21 protein-coding genes, 6 tRNA genes and 1 riboswitch are annotated in these 21,504 nt (G+C 60.8%); of the genes, 8 read left to right on the top strand and 19 right to left on the bottom strand.

Annotation, left to right across the window (positions count from 1 at the left end):
• Positions 1-13: 13 nt before the first annotated feature.
• From HED64_RS07835 to HED64_RS07825, 3 genes are all read right to left on the bottom strand, one after another.
• On the bottom strand, positions 14-2,023 hold the full coding sequence (locus HED64_RS07835; RefSeq protein WP_168151504.1) for an amidase: 2,010 nt from the start codon (positions 2,021-2,023) through the stop codon (positions 14-16).
• Positions 2,024-2,110: 87 nt separating this feature from the next.
• Positions 2,111-3,664: an APC family permease gene (locus HED64_RS07830; protein ID WP_168151503.1), complete on the bottom strand. Its 1,554-nt coding sequence runs from the start codon at positions 3,662-3,664 to the stop codon at positions 2,111-2,113.
• Positions 3,661-4,695 carry an agmatine deiminase family protein gene (locus tag HED64_RS07825; protein ID WP_168151502.1) on the bottom strand — a complete coding sequence of 345 codons (1,035 nt, stop codon included), beginning with the start codon at positions 4,693-4,695 and terminating at the stop codon, positions 3,661-3,663. Before HED64_RS07825 ends, HED64_RS07830 begins: the two co-directional genes overlap by 4 nt.
• Before the next feature lie 216 nt (positions 4,696-4,911).
• Here HED64_RS07825 and HED64_RS07820 point away from each other — a divergent pair, with 216 nt between their 5' ends.
• The gene (locus HED64_RS07820; RefSeq protein ID WP_168151501.1) at positions 4,912-5,598 is read left to right on the top strand and encodes a TetR/AcrR family transcriptional regulator; all 687 of its coding nucleotides are present in this window, start codon (positions 4,912-4,914) and stop codon (positions 5,596-5,598) included.
• Here the strand turns inward: HED64_RS07820 and HED64_RS07815 are convergent.
• The 4 genes from HED64_RS07815 to HED64_RS07800 all read right to left on the bottom strand — a co-directional run bounded on the left by HED64_RS07815 (position 5,587) and on the right by HED64_RS07800 (position 8,422).
• On the bottom strand, positions 5,587-6,363 hold the full coding sequence (locus HED64_RS07815; RefSeq protein ID WP_168151500.1) for a GNAT family N-acetyltransferase: 777 nt from the start codon (positions 6,361-6,363) through the stop codon (positions 5,587-5,589). The genes HED64_RS07820 and HED64_RS07815 overlap by 12 nt on opposite strands.
• Positions 6,338-7,108 carry an imidazole glycerol phosphate synthase subunit HisF gene (gene hisF, locus HED64_RS07810; RefSeq protein WP_132364955.1) on the bottom strand — a complete coding sequence of 257 codons (771 nt, stop codon included), beginning with the start codon at positions 7,106-7,108 and terminating at the stop codon, positions 6,338-6,340. Before hisF ends, HED64_RS07815 begins: the two co-directional genes overlap by 26 nt.
• Before the next feature lie 92 nt (positions 7,109-7,200).
• Positions 7,201-8,049, bottom strand: coding sequence for an ATP phosphoribosyltransferase (gene hisG, locus HED64_RS07805; protein ID WP_132364954.1), 849 nt, complete (start codon positions 8,047-8,049; stop codon positions 7,201-7,203).
• Positions 8,050-8,158: 109 nt separating this feature from the next.
• A complete protein-coding gene (locus HED64_RS07800) occupies positions 8,159-8,422 on the bottom strand; it encodes a phosphoribosyl-ATP diphosphatase (protein WP_132364953.1) in 264 nt (87 codons plus the stop codon).
• Positions 8,423-8,738: 316 nt separating this feature from the next.
• On the opposite strand from HED64_RS07800, the gene HED64_RS07795 reads away from it, so the two are divergent.
• A complete protein-coding gene (locus HED64_RS07795; RefSeq protein ID WP_168151499.1) occupies positions 8,739-9,725 on the top strand; it encodes an MFS transporter in 987 nt (328 codons plus the stop codon).
• Positions 9,726-9,819: 94 nt separating this feature from the next.
• Here HED64_RS07795 and HED64_RS07790 read toward each other — a convergent pair whose 3' ends face one another.
• From HED64_RS07790 to HED64_RS07735, 12 genes are all read right to left on the bottom strand, one after another.
• On the bottom strand, positions 9,820-10,389 hold the full coding sequence (locus HED64_RS07790; protein WP_342590680.1) for a GNAT family N-acetyltransferase: 570 nt from the start codon (positions 10,387-10,389) through the stop codon (positions 9,820-9,822).
• Between the two features lie 221 nt (positions 10,390-10,610).
• Entirely contained in the window at positions 10,611-11,192 is a 582-nt protein-coding gene (locus HED64_RS07785) for a dihydrofolate reductase family protein (RefSeq protein WP_168151498.1), read from the bottom strand.
• Positions 11,193-11,317: 125 nt separating this feature from the next.
• Complete coding sequence (ribH, locus tag HED64_RS07780; protein ID WP_132364948.1) at positions 11,318-11,800, bottom strand: 6,7-dimethyl-8-ribityllumazine synthase; 483 nt, start codon at positions 11,798-11,800, stop codon at positions 11,318-11,320.
• On the bottom strand, positions 11,797-13,083 hold the full coding sequence (gene ribB / locus HED64_RS07775) for a 3,4-dihydroxy-2-butanone-4-phosphate synthase (RefSeq protein WP_168151497.1): 1,287 nt from the start codon (positions 13,081-13,083) through the stop codon (positions 11,797-11,799). Before ribB ends, ribH begins: the two co-directional genes overlap by 4 nt.
• Complete coding sequence (locus tag HED64_RS07770) at positions 13,080-13,712, bottom strand: riboflavin synthase (protein WP_168151496.1); 633 nt, start codon at positions 13,710-13,712, stop codon at positions 13,080-13,082. The genes ribB and HED64_RS07770 overlap by 4 nt, the downstream gene beginning before the upstream one ends.
• A gap of 11 nt (positions 13,713-13,723) precedes the next feature.
• The gene (ribD, locus tag HED64_RS07765; RefSeq protein ID WP_168151495.1) at positions 13,724-14,776 is read right to left on the bottom strand and encodes a bifunctional diaminohydroxyphosphoribosylaminopyrimidine deaminase/5-amino-6-(5-phosphoribosylamino)uracil reductase RibD; all 1,053 of its coding nucleotides are present in this window, start codon (positions 14,774-14,776) and stop codon (positions 13,724-13,726) included.
• Positions 14,776-15,477 (bottom strand): nicotinamide riboside transporter PnuC, encoded by a 702-nt coding sequence (pnuC, locus tag HED64_RS07760; RefSeq protein ID WP_132364944.1) that lies wholly within the window; start codon positions 15,475-15,477, stop codon positions 14,776-14,778. The genes ribD and pnuC overlap by 1 nt, the downstream gene beginning before the upstream one ends.
• 151 nt (positions 15,478-15,628) lie before the next feature.
• Positions 15,629-15,777: riboswitch (FMN riboswitch) on the bottom strand.
• 21 nt (positions 15,778-15,798) lie between these two features.
• On the bottom strand, positions 15,799-16,470 hold the full coding sequence (rpe, locus tag HED64_RS07755; protein ID WP_168151494.1) for a ribulose-phosphate 3-epimerase: 672 nt from the start codon (positions 16,468-16,470) through the stop codon (positions 15,799-15,801).
• Positions 16,471-16,506: 36 nt separating this feature from the next.
• Entirely contained in the window at positions 16,507-18,066 is a 1,560-nt protein-coding gene (locus HED64_RS07750) for an RsmB/NOP family class I SAM-dependent RNA methyltransferase (protein ID WP_168151493.1), read from the bottom strand.
• Positions 18,063-19,001, bottom strand: a complete 939-nt coding sequence (gene fmt, locus HED64_RS07745; protein WP_168151492.1) for a methionyl-tRNA formyltransferase — start codon at positions 18,999-19,001, stop codon at positions 18,063-18,065. Before fmt ends, HED64_RS07750 begins: the two co-directional genes overlap by 4 nt.
• On the bottom strand, positions 18,998-19,573 hold the full coding sequence (def, locus tag HED64_RS07740; protein WP_168151491.1) for a peptide deformylase: 576 nt from the start codon (positions 19,571-19,573) through the stop codon (positions 18,998-19,000). Before def ends, fmt begins: the two co-directional genes overlap by 4 nt.
• A 122-nt stretch (positions 19,574-19,695) precedes the next feature.
• Positions 19,696-20,547 (bottom strand): cytochrome, encoded by an 852-nt coding sequence (locus HED64_RS07735; RefSeq protein WP_168151490.1) that lies wholly within the window; start codon positions 20,545-20,547, stop codon positions 19,696-19,698.
• Positions 20,548-20,756: 209 nt separating this feature from the next.
• Between HED64_RS07735 and HED64_RS07730 the strand changes: the two genes are divergently transcribed.
• From HED64_RS07730 to HED64_RS07705, 6 genes are all read left to right on the top strand, one after another.
• Positions 20,757-20,829, top strand: a tRNA-Gly gene (locus tag HED64_RS07730).
• 62 nt (positions 20,830-20,891) lie between these two features.
• Positions 20,892-20,962, top strand: a tRNA-Cys gene (locus HED64_RS07725).
• Positions 20,963-20,986: 24 nt separating this feature from the next.
• A tRNA-Val gene (locus HED64_RS07720) sits at positions 20,987-21,058 on the top strand.
• Positions 21,059-21,093: 35 nt separating this feature from the next.
• Positions 21,094-21,166, top strand: a tRNA-Gly gene (locus tag HED64_RS07715).
• 83 nt (positions 21,167-21,249) lie between these two features.
• Positions 21,250-21,321: transfer RNA gene (locus HED64_RS07710), tRNA-Val, on the top strand.
• Positions 21,322-21,354: 33 nt separating this feature from the next.
• Positions 21,355-21,430: transfer RNA gene (locus HED64_RS07705), tRNA-Gly, on the top strand.
• The last annotated feature ends 74 nt before the right edge of the window (positions 21,431-21,504 follow it).

Raw genomic sequence — 21,504 nt, 5'->3', positions numbered from 1 at the left:
CAGACTTCGGCGTCTAAATTTCGGTGAAGTCACCGGCCGCAGCACCACCCGGATTCACCACGTGGATGACCGCGAGGATGCGGGCGGGCGGATTTGAGCCACGCGCCGCCGACTCCACCGCCGCGGGCAGGATCGCCGTGGCGTTCCAGCGGTTTCCGCTCCGGCGCACAAGCGTCGGTTCGCCATTAACCGTCAGGACGATGGCTGCGACCTCGGCAGCAGCAATCTCTCCGGAGAGCAGCAATCTGCTCGCGCCCTCGTGGTAGGTTCGCGGATCCACTTCGCCTCCGATGGTGATCCGAGGTTCTTCGCCACCACGTGGCGCTGCGCTCCGGCACCCCGCAAGGTGACGGTCACTGAGTAGCTCGGGGGCCAGCACAGGCGCCGCACGCAGCGTGCCGGCGGCCTCAAACGCCCAGCCCCAGGCCAAGATCGCGCTGTCGGCATAGGCCGGTCCCGCAAAGGTGAGCCCCACCGGCATACCGATGTCTTCCATCACCCCCATGGCCACGGTGACGGAGGGGATGCCCAGATGACGCATGGCGTAGTTACCGTTTGAGAAAAAGAGCCCGTTTTCCCACGCTCTGTCGGCTGCGGTCGGGTTGGTATCAGCATCGGCGGCCCCCACATCGGCGTTGGCTGGGAAGATCACTCCATCGAGATCGTGCTCTCGCAGCCAGCGTTCGAAGAGTTCGGCACGCAGCGTTTCTAAGGCGCTGAGCCCCGCCGCGAAATCAGGTAATTGCTCCGGAGGAAGTAGTCCGTCCTTGGCCTGTTGCACCACATCACGGTAGCGGTTTTCGTAGTCTGCGACCTCGTCGTAGCGATCGGGTAATGAACCGACAGGGGCCGGGAAGATCTGCAGATGGTCAACCTGGGCCAATCGGTTTAATCTGGGGTCGTTGTTTTCGCGCAGGAAGGTATCCCAGCCGTGGGCGAGGATCTGGTTGAATTCTTGCTCCAACCAATCTTGCGGCAGCACCCCAAGGGCCTCTAGCTGCTCACCACCTGGGGTGTTGCCCTCGTATTTTTCGATCAGCGGGAAATCGACCTCCAGGACCGTGGCGCCCAGGGCTTCGATCCGGTGCCGGGCAGCGGCCCAGAGCTTACGCACGCTGGGGCGTAGTTGGATCGGAAAGGCCGGATCTTCTCCCAGATACATGCGCGGTACGCCGAAGCGCTTGCCTGCCAATGCCTCCGGGTCCGCCAGTGCGGCGTAGTCCTCGGGCCGGACCGAGGAGGCAGCGGGTAGCGGCACGGCCTTTTGTGCACGCCAGAAGTCCCCGGTGGTTTCCGGGTCATCGGCGACGATTACCTCCAGCACCCGGAACATGTCATCCATGGAACGGGTGTGCGGGACCACCACATCGCGGGTGGGGAAAAGTGGCCAGTTGCCGCGGATGGAGATCAGTCCGCGCGAGGGGGTGTAGGCGCACAAACCGTTGTTGGAGGCCGGGCTGCGGCCCGAAGACACCGTCTCCTCCCCCATCCCGAAGACGCCCAGGCTGGCTGCCGTGGCGACACCCGAGCCGTTGGAGGATCCCGAGGCGTAGGCTGCCGCCAGATAGTTGGTGTTGTAGGGGCTTTCTGCTCGCCCATACACTCCACGTTGCATGCCGCCATCGGCCATGGGCGGCATCGTAGTTTTGCCCAACAGCACTGCCCCGGCGCCGCGCAGTCGAGCCACGGTGAAGGCATCGACCTGAGCCACGAGATCTTTGAAGGCCGGCGAACCGGCTGCTACGGTCAGCCCGGTGACCATGTAGCTGTCCTTCACGGTGAATGGCACGCCCTCCAAGGAGCCGGCATCAGCGGTGCTGCGCCGGCGATCGGCGGCCGCCGCTTCCACAAAAACCTTCGGATTCAGCACTGCCATGGCGTTCAGGCGTACCGATGACCGGTCGAAGCGCCCGATGCGGGCTAGGTGGGCTGCCACCAGTTCCACGGCACTGACACTGCCGTCGTTCAGTGCCTTCAGGGTTTGCTCGATGGAGGCTTCATAGATGCTAAAGCGTGGACTCATGGGAAGGATGTCTTTCTCAAATATGCGGGCAGGCTTCACCGGCGGGAGGATGAGCCGTGACCGATGGGTGGGAGCGATGACTGGGGCTCAGGGTCGTTGTTTGGTGGAGGCGGGTGCCCGCAGCGGCAGACTACGCCCGGAGAAGAAGGCGGGGCGACGTGCCGCGGCCCCCACCAGCAAGAGCGCACCCAGGGCAATGATTCCCACACCGATAACAAAGACCAGACCCACGCCAAAGATCTCGGATCCCGACCCATAAGCCGGGTCCCAGGAATCAATGGCGGTCTGAATGAAGACCGCCACCAATGCGATGCCGCCCAGCAGCGGGGCCAGCAAGCGCAGCAGGAAGTTGCGCAGCGAGTCCAGCGCGGTGCGCCTGAAGTACCAGACGCAGGCAAGGGCCGTCATGCCGTAGTAGAAGCAGATCATCATGCCTAACGCCAGGATGGTGTCATTCAGGACGTTATTGCTCACTACTCGCATCAGTGCGTAGAACCCGGCCGAGACACCGCCTGCGATGAGCGTGGCGAAGGCCGGTGATTTGAACCGGTTGATCTTGGTAAATTTCTGCGGCAGCGCCCCATGATGCGCAATGGCCAGCAGTGATCGGGCCGGAGAGATCATCGTGGACTGCAGCGACGCGGCACAGGAGGACAGCACCGCCAGCGAGAGCAGGATCGCGAAGGGGCCCATGACGGGCGTCGCGATGGAGGTAAAGACGTTCGCGGAGTTCTCCGGGTTACCTAGGCCCAGCCCGGTGTCACCGACACCGGCAAACATCACCGTGGCGATGGAGCCGACTAGGTAAATCGCCAACACTCCGATGGCCGTCAGCGCCGCGGCCATGCCGGAGGTCTTCTCACCGTTTTTGGTTTCTTCGGTCATGGTCAGGCACACGTCCCAGCCCCAGAAGGCAAAGATCGACAGGCTCAGGCCAATCGCGAAGGCGGAGAAAGAATCGATATGCATCGGGTTAAACCAGGCGGCGTCAAAGGCCAGGTGGCCCGGCTGGTTGGCCGCTTTGGAGAAGGCGCCGAAAGCAAACCAGGCGAGTACCAGCAACTGGAATCCCACCAAGATGTACTGGACCAAACGGGTGGTGCTCAGCCCGCGGCAGGCAATGAAGACCGCAGCACCAACAAAAATCAGGCAGGTGAGAATGTTGATCACGTTATTGTCGGCCAGTTCGGCCAGCGCCGGGTTTCCCGTGGCCTGTGCCAGAAACAGGTAGAAGAAGTCCACCGCCACGCCGGCGAGGTTGGAGAGGACAATGATGTTGGCAGCCAGCAGCCCCCAACCTCCCAGCCAGCCCAGGGCCGGGCCGAAGGCCTGGCTCACCCAGGTGAAGGTGGTCCCCGAGTCGGGGGTGTCCGCGTTGAGTTCTCGGTAGGCCAGCGCAACTAGGAACATCGGGATAAACCCGATGATGAAGATGGCTGGCAGCTGCGTGCCGATCGCTTGGACCGTGGGCCCCAGTGAGGAGGTCAACACGTAAACCGGGGCAATGGTGGAAATGCCGATCATCACGGCGGCAAAAAGTCCCAGCTGTCCGGAGGCCAGTCCCTTGCCGCGTACCGATCCCGAGGTCGCAGAGGGGATCTGAGCAATCCGCGGGCGTTGCTTCAGCGATGGGAGGTTCATGATTTGTTGTCCCTGATGACAGGTTCCTGCTGGGTGATGCAGTGGATGCCGCCACCACGAGCAAAGAGCTCGCGGGCGTCGACTCCAACGACCTTGCGTCCCGGGTAGGCGTCGGCCAGGACACCAAGGGCCACCTCGTCATGGGGATCGTTAAACGTGCAGGCGATCACGCCATCGTTGATAACGAGGTGGTTGATGTAGCTGTAGTCGACGAAGCCTTCTTCATCTCGCAGAACCACCGGAGCGGGAACCTCCACCACGGTGAAGGTCCTGCCCTTAGCATCGGTGGCGCCGGTCAAGGAGGCGATGACTTCTTGACTAATGGCGTGGTCCGGGTGTTCGGGGTTCTGCTGGGAGTGGACCAAGACGGTGCCCGGGGAACAAATCGTTGCCACGATGTCCACATGGCCGCGGGTACCAAATTCCTGCGCATCACGTGTCAGTCCGCGGGAGAGCCAATGAACCTTCGTGGCGCCGATGGTGCGGGCGAATTCCGCTTCAACCTCGGCCTTGGTCATGCCGGGGTTGCGTCGTGGATCCAGCTGAACGGTTTCGGTCGCTAGCACCGTTCCTTCGCCGTCGACGTGGAAACCACCTCCCTCGTTGACCAGCGAAGATTCGATGCGTTCAACTCCGGCCCACGCGGCGACGGCGGCCCCGATCTGAGCATCTTTGTCCCAGGTGGCCCAGGACTGGGCACCCCAACCGTTAAACACCCAGTCGATCGCACCACGCTCCCCCGCATCGTTAGTGACGAAGGTGGGCCCGATGTCACGCATCCAAGCGTCGTTGAGCTCCGCGCTGCGGAGCGTAATCCGGTCATCCAGATAGCGTGCTGCGATATGGGTGTCAGCCGGGTCCACCACCATGGTGACGGGTGCAAATTCTGCCACAGCATGAGCCACGTTTGCCCAGGTTGATCGGGCAGCATGGGCGGCGTCTTCGGTGGTTCCTAGGGTGTACCCCTCGTGGGGAAAGGCCATCCAGACACGCTTCTGTGCCGAGGTTTCGGCGGGCATAATCCAGCTCATGGGAGTGATCTCCTGCAAATTCGTGATGTGCTAACAAACTCTCGGCCGGGCCGATGAGGCGGCCTCGAACACGTGGATGCGAGACCGTAGTCACATTAAATGAATGTCGTTCGTTTTATTATGGTGTCTTGCATCACGCGGCGCAAGGGGTAAACCGAATTTCATTCGTTAGACTAATCGCAGTAAGTTCCCCGTTGACTCTAGGAGCAGCATCAGATGGCACGCCCCAGCACTCCAAAACTGTCAGCGCCGGCCATTGCCGCATCAGCGTTAGCGCTGGTAGATACTCACGGCGAGTTCACCATTCCGGCTCTGGCTAAGGCCATGGCCGTTAGCCCGTCCTCGCTCTACAACCATGTTTCGTCCAAGGACGACATCGTTGAATTGATGCGCGGCCGGGCCATGGGGGAAATCGAGCTGCCAGGGTCCGACGGCGATTGGATCGACACACTGAGGCAAATCGCTCGGGGGTACATGCGGTCGTATGCCAAACATCCGAAATTGATTCCCCTGCTGACCGCCCACACCGTACGTGACGAAGGGACCCTACGGGTCTACGACCTGCTGGCCGAGGCCTTCCGCAACGGTGGATTTACTCCCGGAGATTCTTTGGCCGCCATCACCGTACTGGATTCCTTTGTCCTCGGTTCCGCACTGGATGCAGCCGCCCCTGCGCAGGTGTGGGAATCCACCGAAGAACGTTCCGAGGCCTGGCGTGCGGCCATCGATGCGGGACAAGGAGTAGAAAACCGGGCGGAGAAAACCTTCGAATACGGTCTGGAAATCCTATTGAGCGGTTTTCGCCAACAGGCTGGCGAGTTTCAGCGTGAGGCGCTCCCGCAAGGAACTGAATCGGCCACAACGGCCGGTCCATCACAGCAAAAACCTGACTCAGCTGCCTGAGAGCGGCTCCACCCGGTAGTGATAGCGAGAGATCGTTTCGAAGCCCAAGGATTCATAAAGTTTTCGCGCCACGGCATTTGATTCAACGACCTGCAGCCAAACACCGTCAAGCCCACGAGCAGCGGCCTCGATCAGCACGGCTTGAACGATGGCCCGGCCGTGGCCACGGGATCGGGATTCTTCCCGGGTGGCCACCGCATAGATTCCGCCGATGGTACCGACTCGAGCGAGCCGCGCAACGGCTTCGATGCGGCCAGCGACGACTAGGGATACGTAACTGGACGGGGTGCGGGCCAAGATGCTCCGGCTCAGCGTCTGGCCGGCAAGGTCGTGCGGTCCTTCGACGGACCACAAGGTCTCCAACCATTGCTGGCTGGGTTCATCGGCATGGTGGATACGAGGATCTGATTCTGAGCTCGTACCGGGGCCGGGCTCACTAAGTGCCAAGTATTGGACCACCGTGGGGGAATCTTTTACATAGCCGAGCTCGGCGAGCAACAGGTCGAGGTCCACTGGCTTCGCATCCGGGCTGATTTGAAATATCGCGGGCAGGCCTCGGCTTGAGTAACGTTCCTCGATGGCCTCGATGGCCAGCCGAGTATCCTCGGGCGCCAGGAGCGGTAATACGGAGTTAGCCCGTTTGGTCATTCCCCCGGAATAGCGGGCGACCCAACCGTCAAGCGCTTCTTCTTCCAGCGCCCGCCAGCCCCTGGACATGATCTCGTCCAGGGCAGCAGGTTTAGCGAACCGGGAAACCGGCTTCACGGATGGCGTCCTTGACCTGCTTGATCATGTCATCGGGGCCGAAGTGGAAAATTGAGGCAGCTAGGACGGCGTTGGCGCCCGCTTCGATGGCCGGCGGGAAGTGCTCGGGGCCACCGGCACCTCCGGAGGCGATCAACGGGACGCTCACTGCGGCGCGGACGGCACGGATCATTTCCAGATCGAAGCCGTCCTTCGTGCCGTCGGCGTCGATGGAGTTCAGCAGGATTTCCCCGACACCGCGCTCCGCCGCTTCCTTGGCCCAGGCCACGGCACAGCGGCCGGTGCCCTTACGGCCACCATGGGTGGTGACCTCAAAACCGGAAGCAACGTTGGGGTCATCGGTGCGCTTGGCATCCAAGGAGAGCACAAGCACCTGGGACCCGAAACGTTGAGTGATTTCGTTGATCACCTCGGGGCGATCAACGGCCGCGGTGTTAATGGAGGCCTTATCCGCTCCGGCACGCAGCAGACGATCCACGTCTTCTACGGCACGCACACCGCCACCAACGGTGAGTGGGATGAAAATTTCCTCGGCGGTCTTGGCGACCACGTCGTAGGTGGTCTCGCGGTTGCCCGAGGACGCTGTGACATCGAGGAAGGTGATTTCATCGGCGCCGGCGGCGTTATAACGCTTGGCCAGTTCCACGGGGTCACCGGCGTCCCGAAGACCCTCGAAGTTCACGCCTTTAACGACTCGTCCGGCATCAACATCGAGGCAGGGGATCACGCGGATCGCAACGGTCATGAGAGGTGCTCAACTCCTGGAAATGTCACTACAGAGGATGGGGTGTTTGGTGCCGAGAATGGTGGGGCTTCGCGAGGCAAAGCCCCACCACACTAGATGCGGCAGGCGTGGATTTGGCTGACCAAGATCGCGCGAGCGCCCAGATCGTAGAGCTCGTCCATGATGTTGTTGGTCTGGTTCTTGAGCACCATGGCACGCACGGCGACCCAATCCGAGTCCTGCAGCGGAGAGACGGTCGGTGATTCCAGGCCCGGAGTCAAGGCGGTGGCCTCTTCAACCAGGTTCTTCCGCACGTCGTAGTCGAGCATGACGTAGCGGCGTGCCACCAGCACACCCATCAGACGGCGCTTGAGAACCTCAAGTCCGGCGGGGGTGCGACCGGTGCGGCCAATGAGGACGGCTTCCGACTTCAGGATGGGAGCTCCGAAGACCTCCATGCCGGCTGCCTTCAGCGTGTTTCCGGTTTCCACCACATCGGCGATGGCATCAGCCACGCCAAGGCGCACCGAGGATTCCACGGCACCGTCAAGGCGGACCACCGAGGCATCGATGTTGTTTGTGGCCAGGTACTCGCGCAGCAGCGCGTCATAGCTGGTGGCGATCCGCTTGCCCGAAAGTTCCTGCGCGGAGGCGAAGGTTCCTGCGGGACCGGCAAAGCGGAATGTGGAGGCACCAATGCCCAACGGCAGGACCTCATCAACGTGGTCATTAACCTCGGCGTCAAGGTACAGGTCGCGACCGGTGATGCCAACGTCAAGGATGCCGCCGCCAACATACACGGCGATGTCACGGGGGCGAAGGTAGAAGAATTCCACCTCGTTCTCGGGATCAACCATGACCAATTCACGGCTGTCGCGGCGCTGGACGTATCCGGCCTCCGACAACATGGTCGAGGCAATTTCGGACAGGGCTCCCTTATTGGGAAGTGCTACTCGCAACATAGTGCGGTTCTCTTTTCAGACTGTGTGGGGGTATTACGGCATAAGGACAACAAATTGGTGCTTGTTGGCCACCGCTGCACGGGAGAGGAAAACATCCCGAATGCGGCGGCTAGAGATGCTTGTAAACGTCCTGCAGAGTCAGACCTTTGGCGATCATCATCACCTGGAGGTGGTAGAGCAGCTGGGAGATTTCTTCGGAGGTAGCCTCGTCGGATTCGTATTCGGCAGCCATCCAAACTTCGGCGGCTTCCTCTACGACCTTCTTGCCGATGCCATGAACGCCGGAATCCAGTTCGGTGATGGTACGCGAACCTTCGGGACGGGCCTTGGCCTTCGCGGAGAGCTCCTCGAAGAGAGTGTCAAAAGTTTTCACATACTAAGGGTAGCTTGGCCGATTGTCGACATTCGCAACGGCACCCCCAATGTGACGAACGGTATCGACTGGGTACCGAACGTGACGCGGTTACGACTCATGACCCTGTATATGGCCCGATGCGTTGATTGACCTGCCGCGGAGCCTGCCAGCGGCCACGGATGTTACGTGGATCGTCAGCCCTACACGTTGATGCAGGTCTGCGGGACAACCGCCCTCCGCCCTCACCACCGGTTCTAAGATTCAGGGATGCCCCACGATTCCGGCGCAGGCCACATTCGAACTCACCGTTTTAGACGCACGTCTCACCCATGAGGTGAAGCACCTTGCAGACTGTCCTCCGGCGCACCGGGAAACCATCAAGGAATCCCGCGTCGTAGGCGACACGGCGAACGTGTTGATTGGCGTCGCGGTAGTCCTCGGTCTTGCCGATGTCGCTTTCACGACCGCACAAAGCACCGTTGTCCCGAGGATCGCGCCAGACGAGCGGCTGAAGATCGCGTATTCCCGGCTAACCATCGTCAACCAATCGGCCTCCACCGTTGCCGCAGCGACGGGGAGCCTCATGCTGGGATGGCTCGGTGTGCCGGGCATGATGTGGGCGTCGGTATGTTCCTACGCGGGATCACTCTTGTTCCAACGAGGAATAAGGATCGACCGACAGCGTCCCACGCGCGGCCCTTCCAACCGTGCCAAGGGGAAACGTCGAGACGGCTTCCATACCTTGTATCGCATTCCTGCCCTACGGGCGCTGACGCTGTCCGCAGCACTGACTAACGCCGGAGCCATGGTGGGCAACACCGTCTTGCCGGTCTTCCTGCTGCGTGATCTCGACATTGCCCCGGCCTTGTTCACCGGTCTAGGAATCATCTCGGCAATCGGCGCCATCCTTGGCGCGGGACTCGCTCCGCGACTTTCCGCGAAATTCGGGCTCAAGTCCCTGCGAAGTGCAGCGGCAATCCTCTCGGTGCCAGCGGTGTCCCTGGCCATCGCCTGTCAAGAACTCCCGGGACCCGAGCTGATCTGGCTCTCGGCCCAATCCGCGGGCTGGAGCTTCCTGGTGTCGATATCCTCCGTCGCCGGGGCAGAAGTCCTTCCACGTAGTGTTTCGCCGAAGGAACTGGCGACCGTGGGATCGGCCCAACGGACCATCACGCTAGGCATTATGCCCATCGTTGCGCTACTCGGCGGAGGCCTCGCGATACTTACCGGGCCGGTGCCACTGCTCTTTGCCTGGGCAGGACTTGCCGGTGCCGCAGCACTCCCGATCATGCGGACTCAGTCGCTCACAACATTCCGCTAGGCAATCGCCGATGATTCGGCTACCCCGGCGACCGCACCAGCATGAGGCCAGCTAACAACGCCCCCAACGGCGCAAGGCAACCTGAATCATGGTGCTAGTTGCCTAAAACCTCTGATGAGTCCTCATCGTGCAGCAATACCTGGTAGAGATTATGGTCCTGCCATTTACCGGCGATATGTAGGTAACGTGGAGCCACCCCAATGTGTTCGAATCCGGCCTTGAGCAACACTCGCTGGGAACCAATATTGTGCAGCAGAGTACTCGCTTCCAGGCGATGTAACCCGAGGTCTACACGGGCCGTCTCAACGATCAGACGGACCGCGGCTGATGCCAGTCCGCGGCCGGCGTATTTACCATCCACCCAGTAGCCCAGACCCGCGCTTTGGAATGGTCCACGCACGATGCCGGCCAGATTAAAACGACCCACGAGAGTGTCCCCCGCAAACAATCCCAGTGGGTAGCCTTCTCCGGATTCGGTCATCTTAAGCCGCCTGACGATGTCTTCCGCCTGCCAGCTCTCGGTGTAGTACTCCTCGGGGCGTACCGGCTCCCAGGGCGAGAGATACTCACGATTGCGAACGTATGCGGCGGCAAGCATCGCGGAATCGTGTGGACGCAGCAAGCGCAGGTGAACTTCTTCATTAAGCTGGCGAGATCTAAACACGTCTCAACACTACTGGTGATCGCCATGCACCTTCTGAAAATCTAGATTGATTCAGCAATAACCCTCACAGCTCATCCTCCGACAGGAGACGGCAGGGAAGTTCAGGGCATTACCTGCACGCTTTAGGTCAGAGGGGCAATCGCCGCCTCAATGGTGGTTGGCGACTTGATCCCAGTGCCTGCCGCTCGCAGCGGACGTCCATACAAAGGGGCCAAGACCGCTCAACGGCGCACCCGATAGCGCAGGTGAAGCACCCGGTTGCCCTGAATCACCACGTCGGGATCCTCCAACAGGTGCTGTGCGTGGACCAACCCGAAGTAGCGCTTGCCGGATCCGAACACGACGGGGGCGACGTCCATACGCACCTCATCGACCAGGCCAGCGGCCAGCACCTGGCCACCAACTTCGCCAGCGGCGACCTCAACGATGCGCTCCCCCGCGAGCTCCTGCGCCATGATCACGGCTGCGTCAATTCCGTCAACGAAGTGAAACGGCGCCTCGGGGTCCCAGCCCGCCGGTTGAGGCCGGTGCGTCACGACACCGACGTGCTCAACCCCGCTCGGAGGAATCCCGTCCCAGCCGTCCGTCATGTCGAAGACGTGGCGGCCGACGATGCTCACCCCGATCTGGTCCCAGTACGCCCGGGTGTAATCGTAGGAGCCCTGCGACACCTTCAGCACGCCGCTCTCGTCCAACGGGACATCCCCGCTGGTCAACAAGTCGAACAGCGGTCCGGGTTGGTCGATCTCGTCCGCGATGAAGCCGTCCACCGACACCGAACCGTACATGACCACCTTGCCCACGGGGTACTCCTTTGTTATCGGGTGCTCATAGTACCGAGGCGAATCGTCAACAAACAAGAATGCCGTGCGCATCCGTGCCCCCAGTGTCTGGGGCACGGATGCGCACGGCATCATGCAGGTGGGATCTAGCGGCGAGCCAGCGCAACAGCGGTCTGCAGACCGGCGCTCATTGCCTCGTAGCCCTTGTCCTCAACGGAGCCCTCGAGACCCGCACGAGCAATTGCTTGTTCTTCGTTGTCACAGGTCAAGACGCCGAATCCGACAGGAACACCGGTGCGCACAGAAACATCGGTCAGTCCCATGGTCGCTCCTTGGCAGACGAAGTCGAAGTGCGGGGTACCACCGCGGATGACCACGCCCAAGGCGATGACGGTGTCGTAGGCATGCGCCAGACGCGCCGCGGCGACCGGCAGCTCAAAGGTTCCGGGAACGCGGATGACCTCGGGCGTGGCAATCCCAGCGTCGGCTGCGGCCCGGAGTGCTCCGTCAACGAGTCCGTTCATAATTTCCGTGTGCCAGCTGGCGGCGACGATCACTGCCCGTAAACCGGTCTTGCCTGCTACAGCTAGTTCGTTGGCTCCGACGATCGGTGCTCCGTGTCCGCTCATGATTGTGCTCCTGGATTGGTGGTGGTCTCATTTGTTGGCAACTGCAAGGTGTGATGCAACAGCTCTTGCTTGGTGCGAAGGTACTCAAGGTTTTCCGGCCGCGCGGCAACCCGCGTGGGGACACGCTCAGCGACGGTGATGCCCGCCTGATCCAGCCATTCTTCCTTCAACGGGTTGTTGGTGATCAACCGGATCGTGTCGATGGCCATGGCGTGGAGGATGGCAGCTGCACCATCGTAGGTGCGCGCATCAACCGGCAGGCCCAGCTGCTCGTTGGCGGCAACGGTATTGGCGCCACCATCTTGCAGGGCATAGGCACGAATCTTATTGGCCAGGCCGATGCCTCGACCCTCATGGCCGCGCAGGTAGATCAGCACACCACCAAATTCGTTGATGGCTTCTAGACCGGCGGCCAGTTGTTCACCGCAGTCACAGCGGTATGAGCCGAAAACGTCGCCGGTGAGGCATTCGGAGTGCACCCGCACCAGCGGCTCGGCTGGCATGGTGCCGTCGGGTCCTGGTGCACTGAGTGAGAGGTGTTCGGTTCCGCTATTACGCTCGCGCCAGGCACGGACGTTGAACTCGCCGTACGGGGTAGGCACTCGTACCTCGGGTCCTCCCTGCACCGCGGCGGAGCTGGTGCCCACCACTGGTTCGGCATCCGAGGCTGCACGCCAGGCGGCCAGGTCCTCGATGCTGATCAGCGGGATATTCCACAGATCGGCGAATTCGCGCAAGGCAGGTAGGCGCATCATCGAGCCGTCGTCGTGGACGAGCTCGGCTATGACACCCACAGGTTCCAGGCCTGCTGCGACACAGAGGTCCACCGATGCTTCGGTGTGTCCCCGGCGCACCAGCACCCCGCCGTCGACCGCGCGTAGCGGGAAGATGTGTCCGGGACGGGTGATGAGGTCCGGGCCCGAAGCCGGGTCGGCCAAGATCCGCGAGGTCAGGGCGCGGTCAGCTGCGCTGATTCCGGTGCTCACGCCGTGGGCGGCGTCGCAGGACACCGTGTAAGCGGTGCCCTTGGCGTCCTGGTTGTTCTCCACCATGGGAGGAAGACCCATGGCATCTGCCCGCTCCCCCGTCATCGGGGTGCACACCACGCCGGAGGAGTGTCGGATGGTCCATCCCATGAGTTCGGGAGTGGCCAATTCCGCGGCAAAGATGATGTCGCCTTCGTTTTCGCGGTCGGCATCATCAACAACCACGACGGCCTGGCCGGCTGCCATGGCGCTGATGGCAGCGTCGATGGAGTCTAAGCGGATGGGCTCGTTATTCATGATGCGCTACTTTCGCTGGTGCCAAAGGATGCTAGACGCTCGGCGTACTTCGCCATGACGTCCACCTCAAGATTGACCGAGGAGCCGGGAATGCGTTGGCCCAAGGTGGTTTCGCGCAGAGTGGTCGGAATGATTCCGACCTCAAACCACTGCGTTTTTTCGGTTGCTGCGGAAACATCGGTGACCGTCAGGGAAATCCCGTCGATCGCAATGGAACCCTTCTTCGCTACGTACCTGGCCAATTCGAAAGGAATCGCAAAACGGAAACGGTCCCAGTCGCCGAGTGATTCATGCTCGAGCAGCTGACCGACCCCATCAACGTGCCCCTGAACCACGTGACCATCAAGCCGCCCGCCGGCTTTAACACAGCGTTCGAGGTTGATGCCCTCACCCAGGGCGAGTTCGCCGATGGTGGTGTGACGCAGAGTTTCACCCATGACATCGAGGGACAGGATGTCTCCGGTGATGCTGGTGGCCGTGAGGCAGACGCCGTTCACGGCGATGGAACCACCCAGTTCGAGGTTCTCGGTGTGTTCTGGAGCGCTGATGCGCAACACCACCGAGTCCGTTTCCGGTGTGGCTTCAATGCCTTCGATGCGGCCCATGCCGCTGATAATTCCGGTAAACATAATGTGTTTCCTTAGGAAATTCCGGTGGAGGCCGGAAGTGGTTCAAGGTGAGTGAGAATGTCCGTACCGATGACGCGCACTGCGTCCCCATCGACGGCATCCAGGCGGAAGCGCAGAGCCGCGTCCAAGGTTCCGATCCCTAGCTCTCCGACGGATCCGCAGCCTGCGCCGAGGAAGATAGGCGCCTGGTAAAGGAATACCTCATCAACAAGATCTGCGGCGAGGAAGGCCGTGGCAATGGAGGCCCCACCCTCGATGAGCACATGATCGATGCCGCGGGCGGTGATCGTTTTGAGGACCGTGAGTGGATCGTGGGAAAAAACTTGCTCCCAGTTTCCATCACCGCGCAAGGCGGCGTTGGCTAGAACTTCGCTGTGTCCCATCACAATGCGACGGGGCTGAGAGGCGAAGGGTGCCCCGTTCTCATCCCGGGCGTTTAGCCGTGGGTTATCGGCCTTCACGGTTCCGGTACCCACCACGATTGCACCGACACGTGAACGCACCTCGTGAGCATGGAGCAATGACTGAGGGGAAGTGATCCATTGGCTGGTTCCATCGGCAGCGGCGATCCGCCCGTCAAGGGTTTGGGCCAGATGCAAGGTGGTGAAGGGACGCCCCGCCGCACGGGCGGCAAACCAACGGTGGTTCAGCTCGGTGGCTTCGGCCTCCAGCAGTCCATTGGACACATTCACGCCCGCTGCGCGTAGCGCTGCGCCTCCCCCGGACGCGGCTTCACCGTCATCAGCTACTGCGTAAATGACGTTGCCGATTCCCGAATCGATGATGGCCTGCGAGCAGGGGCCGGTGCGGCCGGTGTGGTTACACGGTTCCAAGGTGACCAGCATGGTCGCAGAGCGTGCGGCAGCGGCATCGATGTTTCCGAGCCTATTCAGCGCGTCGGCCTCGGCATGGGCGGTGCCAGCTCCCCGGTGGTATCCGGTGGACAGAATGGCCCCGGTGGCATCCACGATGACCGCACCCACCAAGGGGTTGGCGCCGCGGATACCTCGGCGTGCCAGTTCTAAGGACAGACGCATGGCGGCTGTTTCGCGTGTTGTTTGCATCAGTTGCTCACCTTCACCGTGGGATCAGGCATTTCGGTTTCGATGCTTGGCTTCGAACCGTTTTTTGCTTTCCACCAGATGAAGAATCCGACCAGGGTAAAGCACCCATAGAACAGATACATAAAGGCGCTAGCGTAGTATCCGGCGCTAAAGAGCAGGGGAACCCCGACGATGTCGACGAGCACCCAGATCAGCCAAAATTCGACGAGCCCCTTGGCCATGCCGTAGGTGGCCAGCAGCGAACCCACGAAGGTCCAGGCATCTGCCCAGACCGGCGCGTAGGAGCCTAGGGCACCAAAGAGGGGGGTGAGCGCGACGGTGCCGACAATCAAGATGCCGGCCAAGCTCAGCCGTTCGGTGGTCGTGGCCCAGCGTGGGGTCACGGCGCTTCCGCCGGATTGCTGGGTAGCTTTCCAGCGGCGCCATCCATAGAAGGACACCGCTATGAACATGATTTGCCGGCCTGCTTGGCCGAGCAGATTGGCGGTTTGGTCGTTGCCGAAGATACTGCCTAGGAAAACCGTGAGCAACAGGGCATTGCCGATGATGCCAACGGGCCAAGCCCAGACCTTGCGACGAATACCGCCAAGGGCGGAGGCAAGTCCAAAGACGTTGCCGACCACTTCACGTACCAGCAGCGCGCTGCTGCCTACCGTGATGTAAGAGTTGAAAGCTTCAATGAGCCACCGCAGAAAATCCATCGTCCTCCTGTCAAGCCGCGATGGCTCCGGGGGTTCAATACGACGGTTCCACCTGATGGCCGGCTCGCAGTTGGAGGACTAGGCAATGGCGAATTTTTTGGATTCGCGGTTCCTAGACCTTGCATACTAGCGAAGGCATTGGTGTTGCGTGTACGTGCTTCTCCCATCCAGACTTTAACTGTCGGTACCGGAATTTCACCAGTTCAACCAAGCGGCGAAGGCTTCTTGTGAGAAGCCTCTTTGGCATGGGTCGCGGACTATAACCGCCGGTTCGGACTTACACCGACCCCGGAGCACGTTGTGTAGTTGTAGCTATCAGTATTACACGGAAAGTGGTGTCTGGGCTGCGAGATTTCTTAATGTGACTACCGCCGCAGCGGGGTCCTCGGTTCCGTAAACGGAGGACCCGGCCACGAAGACGTCGGCGCCGGCCTCGGCGGCGCGCAAGATGGTTTCGCTGGTGACCCCACCATCAACTTGCAAGGCGATGGGCAGACCAGTTCCGTCGATGGCCCGCCGCGCCCGGCGAATCTTGGGAAGCACAATGTCCAAGAATGCTTGTCCCCCGAAGCCAGGTTCCACCGTCATCAGCAGCACCATGTCCAGTTCCGGAAGCATATCCAGGTACGGCTCGATGGGCGTCGCCGGACGCAGCGCCATCGAGGCTCGCGCCCCGGCCGATCGCAGATCCCGAGCCAGCTTGATCGGCGCGGCCGATGCCTCGGCATGGAAGGTCACCGAGGCGGCACCGGCCCGAGCATAGTCGGGTCCCCAACGGTCAACATCGTTAATCATCAGGTGCACATCCAGCGGCAAATCGCTAACCTCGCCCAACCGCTTGACCACCGGGAGCCCAATAGTCAAGTTCGGGACAAAATGGTTGTCCATGACATCCACATGTACGGCATCGGCGGTGTGGATCCGATGGAGTTCACGCTCCAGATTAGTGAAGTCGGCCGAGAGGATTGACGGGTTGATTTGGCAGTTACGCATGGTGATCTTCTTGCTCCTGGCTGGGGAACGGCGGGCTTATGCGGTGCGGGTAAAGAGCGCCATAAACATGGCATCGGTGCGGTGAATGTGCGGCCACAGCTGAATGGTGCTGCCGGTGCCCACGGTGCGAGTGGCACCGGTAAGACCGGGAAGCGCTGCCGCTTCGAGGGCTGCGCCGGTATCAAGCAATCGTGCGTTCTTGTTGCGGGCCAACAGGTCATCAACCACGGCAACAGTTTCGGCCGGGTGCGGTGAACAGGTCACGTAGGCAACGACCCCACCAACACGCACGGCGCTGAGTGCAGCATCCAGCAGCTGACCCTGCAAGACGGTCAGTTCAGCAACATCCTTGGGGGTCTTGCGCCATCGGGACTCGGGGCGCCGGCGCAGCGCGCCAAGACCTGAACAGGGGGCATCAACCATGACTCGGTCATATCCGCCCGAGAATTCTTCGTCTCCGTATTCGCGGCCGTCGCGCACCGAGATCATCCAGGTGTCCGGATCGATTGCTACTAATGCCTTGGAGACCAGCTCGGCGCGGTGTTCAGCAGGTTCGTTGGCGGTGAGCCGGGCTCCGTGAATGGTGGCCAATGCTGCCAGCAGAGCCGCCTTACCACCGGGACCTGCACACAGATCCAGCCAGTAGCTGTCTTCCCCACCATCGGGCAGCGCGATTCCCGCCAAGGCTCGGGCTACCAGTTGAGAGCCGGCATCTTGAACTCGGGTACTACCTTCGCGCACGGACGCCAGTCGAGCGATGTCCCCGCCCTGGTAGTAGGCAGAATCGGCAACCAGTGTCCCGTATTCGGCTCCTTGGTCAAGTGCTTCATCCAGAAAACCGACGCCCGGAAGAGCAACCAGGTTCACGACTGGAGCAAGGTTATCCGCGGCCAGCAGATCGGTGAGCTCCGAGGCGTCACGACCGTGGGCCACCAACGCCTGGCGCAAGGCGCGAACAATCCACTCGGGGTGCGAGTGGACCAGCGCTGCCGCCGCGTTTTCATCGTCAATACCTTCAACCAGTTCACTGCTCCAGGTCTCAATGTCCTTGAGTGAGACCTTGCGCAGCACAGCATTGATCAGCCCGGAGGCACCTGCACCGATGACCATGCGGGCCAGCGAGACTGTCTCATCCAGGGCGGCATGGCTGGGAACGCGCATGGCCAGCAGCTGGTGGGCACCCAAGCGCAGTGCATCCAGAACGGCCGGATCCAGCTGGTCCAGTGGACGGTCAACGCAGCGAGCCAGGATCGCGTCATAAAGCCCCTGTCCGCGCAGTGCCCCATAGGTTAGTTCCGTAGCAAAACCTGCATCTCGGCGGTCCAAGTGGTGCTCACGAATGCGAGCCGGAAGTACCAAGTTGGCATAGGCGTCGTGCTCATCAACCGCCCGGAGTACCTCAAATGCCGTCAACCGAGCCTGATCGGCACGTCGGTTGCGTGCTGACGGTGCGGAGGCGCTGAATTGGCGTGCCCCATTTCCGCTGCCGCCGCGGTTGCGAGTACGGCCCGCGTCGTTACGGCGCGGCGACTCACCGCCCCGATTGGATTCATTGCGTCGCGGACGGTCGGAACGTCCCTGTCCAAATTCGCTCATGCGAATTTCACCTCATCCACGGTTCCTGACGCGAGAATCCCCCGCGCCCAATCTGCTGCATTCATCATTTTTTTGCCCGGTGGTTGCACCAGGGCCAATTCCACACCGTGAGAACCGGTGCCCACGACCACCCGTGGCTTCTTGCCGCCAGTGATCATCACCTGCCCCGGGGCCAAATCAATAACATCAACGGCCGGGAGCAGCGGGCCGATCTTAAAGCGTTGCCCCTCCGACTCGGTCCAGGCTCCCGGATCGGGCGTGGTTCCATTAATGCGCCGGCGAATAGCTAACGCAGGAGCGTTCCAATCGATTCGTCCGTCAACCAAGGTCAACTTGTGAGCGTAGGATCCTTCACCCATTTGCGGGAGACCAACCACGGCGCCGGCATCAAGGCCAGAAAGAGTTTGCGAGAGCAAAACGGATCCGGAGACGGCGAGACGGCCCAAAAGGTCCCCGGCGGTATCGGCAGGATCAATGGTTTCGGTCAAGGTGCCAAAGACGGGACCGGTGTCTAGGCCTTTTTCCAATTGGAAGGTCACTGCGCCGGTAATGTCGTCCCCGGCCATGATGGAATGCTGCACGGGCGCGGCACCGCGCCACGCCGGAAGCAGCGAGAAGTGCAGGTTGACCCACCCCAGACGGGGAATCCCCAGCGCTTTCTCGGGGACGAGGCCACCGTAGGCAACAATCGCTGCGATGTCGGTTTCCAGTGCGGAGATTCTCTCTTGAACTGGTGCATCGATCTTGTTGGCATGAATGATCTCGATCCCCAGTTCTGCCGCACGCGCGGCAACCGGGGAAGGCGTCAGCACACGTTTGCGTCCAATGGGGGCATCTTCACGGGTCAGGACCGCCACGACGTTAAATCCGTCGTTAACGAGCTGATCGAGGGATGCAACGGCAACCTGTGGGGTTCCGGCGAAAAGTACTCTCATGCTTGCTGCCCAAAACTGGCGCCGGCGCCGAAGCTGGATCCCAGTGCAGCGCTGCGCTTGGACACGGTGCTTGCGGCGACGGAGTTGTAGCTGGTGTCGCGCAGCTTGCGGAAGGCGTCTTTTTTAGTTTCGCCGGTGAGCCGATCGATGTACAGAATCCCGTCAAGGTGATCGGTTTCGTGCTGCAAGCAGCGAGCCAGGAAGCCTTCGCCCTCGACCACTACGGGATTTCCTTCGACGTCTACGCCGGTGGCCCGGGTCCAGCTGCGGCGGCGTACCGGGTAGCCAAGTCCCGGAATGGATAGGCACCCTTCGTTCACGTCGTCTTGGTACTCATCGCCCAGTTCGAGCACCGGGTTGATCAGGTGTCCTCGTTCGCCAGCGATCTGGTAGGTGAACACCCGTAGGGAGACCCCGACCTGTGGTGCTGCTAGACCGGCACCTTCTACGTTCTCCATTGTTTCGTCCATGTCTGCGACGAGCTTACGCAGTTCGGGACCGAAATCAGTGACCTCGTCTGCGCGGGTTCGGAGGATTGGGTCGCCAACAATGCGAATACCTAAGACGGCCATGAGATCGGCTCTCCCTTCGGCCGGCTGCTGTACCGGCAATGTGCTGTGGATGGAGGAGGTGTGGTGTCAAGTACGCCAAAGCGGTGTACCAGCGCCCCCTGACTACCAGTCTACCGACCGGCTCAGGGCACTAGTGGCGGTGGAGGGCCGACCTCACGCAGAGCAACCCCTGCTTCACCGACCTTAAGGGTGGCGCCCCAGACCTGACGCAGCGACCAAAACTTCGACCAATACGCGGGCAGCACGTCGGGATTCGCCATGACGGTCTGCACCTCGGTTTCACCGATGGCCACACCCAACAGCATCGGGTCTTGTGAGTATTTCCACGGTTCCCAGGTGCCAATGGCCGGGTCAACCACCATTTCTTCGGCCTTGGCTCCGGCAGCCAGCTGCATAATGACCTTCGGATCTAGCGGCTTCACTCGTCCGTCTCGACCGGTGCCTCGGGTTTTGTAGTCGATCAGACAGAGTCGACCACCAATCGTGGCCACGAGGTCCAGTGTTCCGGCATAGCCAATACTTTCGTTCCAGACGGTGACTTCAGCGGCGAGTGGCTGAACCTGGTAGGTGTCCCACCACTCATCGAATCGTCCGGCAAATCCTTCCTCGTTGTTGCTGACCAATGCCTCACGCGCAGCTGCCGCTTGATGATTCTTGCCCATGGCCCGCAGCGCAATTTGTTCGCAGTACTGGTGCACGCGGTCCCCCCGCGCGGCTGCCGCGTCACGGTAATCAGCCGCGGCCTTTGATGATTGCCGGGCTAGGGCTTTGAGCTTTGCCGAGTTTCCTACAGCCTCGCTCAGTCTCGGGTCCTGCACCACGGCGGTGGCGGCCATGTGACCTACCCAACCGTCGAGGTCCATTTTTTCCTGTCCGATGACGTTGGTAATGGATGGAACCTGCGGAAGTCCGCCGATTTTCCGGGCATACATGCGTCCAAAGTCCGTCTGATGGGCCAGTGCTGGTGAAGTCATGAACATGATTTTTCCACGTTCCAGCGACGTTTTGGCTCTTCTAGCTGTCCGTGAGCATTTCGAAAACCGCGAGATCACAAGGATCTACGCCAAATTTGGATAAAAGAACGCCCCGATTTGGAACTTTGGGGAATCGTCGTATAGAGTTTTTACTCGTTGGAACGCAGACAAACGGAACGAAAACATTCCGGGGATTGCGCTTCTAATATGTGGACATAGCTCAGCTGGTAGAGCGCGACCTTGCCAAGGTCGAGGTCGCGAGTTCGAACCTCGTTGTCCACTCGCATTAGATTCACCGGATCGGCTTGCCGATCTATCCGAGAGGTATTTTACCTTTTGGTTATGGTGGGGTGGCCGAGAGGCGAGGCACCGGCCTGCAAAGCCGTTTACGCGGGTTCGAATCCCGTCCCCACCTCGTAGTAAATGTAGTAAGAAGTATGGGCGATTGGCGCAGCGGTAGCGCGCTTCCCTGACACGGAAGAGGTCACTGGTTCGAACCCAGTATCGCCCACGATAGGTTAGTATCTATGGGTATTAGCTTTTCACGTGGACATAGCTCAGCTGGTAGAGCGCGACCTTGCCAAGGTCGAGGTCGCGAGTTCGAACCTCGTTGTCCACTCTAGAAAATGGATCCCGATTCCATGGAAATGGGGTCCTTATTCTTGTGTTTTCTTTTGGAAAGCATAAAGTAGTACCCCTTATGGGCGATTGGCGCAGCGGTAGCGCGCTTCCCTGACACGGAAGAGGTCACTGGTTCGAACCCAGTATCGCCCACGAAGAGTCTATACTTAGGTATTGATTATTCACGTGGACATAGCTCAGCTGGTAGAGCGCGACCTTGCCAAGGTCGAGGTCGCGAGTTCGAACCTCGTTGTCCACTCCAATTTGCAGGCCGTGTGATTTGTAAAAATCACACGGCCTACTGCTTTAACCTCGGGCTTTGGTGGGATCTACCCA

Origin of the sequence: Paeniglutamicibacter terrestris, assembly GCF_012271785.1 — a bacterium.
GTDB lineage: Bacteria > Actinomycetota > Actinomycetes > Actinomycetales > Micrococcaceae > Paeniglutamicibacter > Paeniglutamicibacter terrestris.
This window is presented reverse-complemented; position numbering and strand designations above follow the sequence as displayed.

Excerpts from the sequence above, each read along its gene's own strand:
- HED64_RS07735 (WP_168151490.1), bottom strand. The coding sequence starts at position 20,547 with ATGACTTCACCAGCACTGGCCCATCAGACGGACTTTGGACGCATGTAT.
- fmt (WP_168151492.1), bottom strand. The coding sequence starts at position 19,001 with ATGAGAGTACTTTTCGCCGGAACCCCACAGGTTGCCGTTGCATCCCTC.
- ribD (WP_168151495.1), bottom strand. The coding sequence starts at position 14,776 with ATGCAAACAACACGCGAAACAGCCGCCATGCGTCTGTCCTTAGAACTG.
- def (WP_168151491.1), bottom strand. The coding sequence starts at position 19,573 with ATGGCCGTCTTAGGTATTCGCATTGTTGGCGACCCAATCCTCCGAACC.
- HED64_RS07770 (WP_168151496.1), bottom strand. The coding sequence starts at position 13,712 with ATGTTTACCGGAATTATCAGCGGCATGGGCCGCATCGAAGGCATTGAA.
- hisG (WP_132364954.1), bottom strand. The coding sequence starts at position 8,049 with ATGTTGCGAGTAGCACTTCCCAATAAGGGAGCCCTGTCCGAAATTGCC.
- HED64_RS07825 (WP_168151502.1), bottom strand. The coding sequence starts at position 4,695 with ATGAGCTGGATTATGCCCGCCGAAACCTCGGCACAGAAGCGTGTCTGG.
- HED64_RS07835 (WP_168151504.1), bottom strand. The coding sequence starts at position 2,023 with ATGAGTCCACGCTTTAGCATCTATGAAGCCTCCATCGAGCAAACCCTG.
- ribB (WP_168151497.1), bottom strand. The coding sequence starts at position 13,083 with ATGAATAACGAGCCCATCCGCTTAGACTCCATCGACGCTGCCATCAGC.
- HED64_RS07820 (WP_168151501.1), top strand. The coding sequence starts at position 4,912 with ATGGCACGCCCCAGCACTCCAAAACTGTCAGCGCCGGCCATTGCCGCA.
- rpe (WP_168151494.1), bottom strand. The coding sequence starts at position 16,470 with ATGCGTAACTGCCAAATCAACCCGTCAATCCTCTCGGCCGACTTCACT.
- hisF (WP_132364955.1), bottom strand. The coding sequence starts at position 7,108 with ATGACCGTTGCGATCCGCGTGATCCCCTGCCTCGATGTTGATGCCGGA.
- pnuC (WP_132364944.1), bottom strand. The coding sequence starts at position 15,477 with ATGGATTTTCTGCGGTGGCTCATTGAAGCTTTCAACTCTTACATCACG.
- HED64_RS07830 (WP_168151503.1), bottom strand. The coding sequence starts at position 3,664 with ATGAACCTCCCATCGCTGAAGCAACGCCCGCGGATTGCTCAGATCCCC.
- ribH (WP_132364948.1), bottom strand. The coding sequence starts at position 11,800 with ATGAGCGGACACGGAGCACCGATCGTCGGAGCCAACGAACTAGCTGTA.
- HED64_RS07750 (WP_168151493.1), bottom strand. The coding sequence starts at position 18,066 with ATGAGCGAATTTGGACAGGGACGTTCCGACCGTCCGCGACGCAATGAA.